This is a genomic window from Janthinobacterium sp. NKUCC08_JDC, assembly GCF_019345575.1.
Classification (GTDB): Bacteria; Pseudomonadota; Gammaproteobacteria; order Burkholderiales; family Burkholderiaceae_D; genus Janthinobacterium; species Janthinobacterium aestuarii.
In genome coordinates this window covers 1-223 of sequence record NZ_JAHKQW010000068.1, presented here as the reverse complement: position 1 = coordinate 223, position 223 = coordinate 1, and the positions used below count along the sequence as shown (strand labels likewise).

The 223-nt window shown below is 52.5% G+C and carries 1 rRNA gene; it reads right to left on the bottom strand.

Annotated elements, in window-relative coordinates:
* Positions 1-223: ribosomal RNA gene (locus KO538_RS29155) — 23S ribosomal RNA — on the bottom strand; the annotation flags it as partial.

The following is a 223-nucleotide window of genomic DNA, read 5'->3' as shown; positions in this document are numbered from 1 at the left end:
CACGGTACTGGTTCACTATCGGTCGATTACGAGTATTTAGCCTTGGAGGATGGTCCCCCCATATTCAGACAGGATGTCACGTGTCCCGCCCTACTTGTCGTACGCTTAGTATCACCGGTCCGATTTCACATACGGGGCTATCACCCACTATGGCTCCTATTTCCAGAGGATTCTGTTATCGGTCCGACTATCACGTACAGGCTCTTCCCATTTCGCTCGCCGC